The organism is Nonomuraea sp. bgisy101, from assembly GCF_057708945.1.
Genome location: NZ_JBYITD010000124.1, coordinates 1 through 597, shown reverse-complemented (window position 1 = coordinate 597; position 597 = coordinate 1). Strand labels below are relative to the sequence as shown.

Here is a 597-nt window from a genome sequence, read left to right as displayed (position 1 = left end):
GCGGGCTTCGCCGTGGGCGCCACCACCGCATGGCGCTACATTCGCGAGACCATCGCACTGCTTGCCGCTCGCGCGCCTCGCCTGGACCAGGCCTTACGCGCCGCCCAGCGCGCCGGATACCCCTTCGTGGTGCTGGACGGCACCCTGATCCCGATCGACCGAGTCGCCGCCGACCGGCCGTACTACTCCGGCAAGCATAAGAAACACGGCATGAACATCCAGGTCCTGGCTACCCCGGACGGCACGCCGCTGTGGACCTCCGGTTCCCTGCCGGGCTCGGTGCACGACCTGAAGGCGGCACGAATCTGGGGCATCGTGCGCCGACTGCAGGCCGCAGGTCTGATCGCCCTCGCGGACAAGGGCTACGTCGGCGCTGGTGAGGCCGTCCGGGTGCCGTACAAGGGGCGCAGCAAGCCGACCTCGCAGAAGACCGCGAACTCCTCGCACGCCAAGCTCCGCGGACCGGGTGAACGCGCGAATGCGCAGTTGAAGACGTGGCGCATCCTTCGCAAGTTACGCTGCTGCCCTCTTCTCGCAGGTCAGCTCGTCAAAGCCATCCTCATACTCCAACTCCGCGAAGCAGGATGAAAAGGGCTC

1 protein-coding gene is annotated in these 597 nt (G+C 67.2%); it reads left to right on the top strand.

Annotated features, from left to right (window positions below; genetic code table 11):
• Window positions 1–588 (top strand): transposase family protein (locus AC3EO4_RS55720; RefSeq protein ID WP_431905005.1); only part of this gene is annotated, 588 nt, incomplete at its 5' end.
• Between the last annotated feature and the right edge of the window lie 9 nt (window positions 589–597).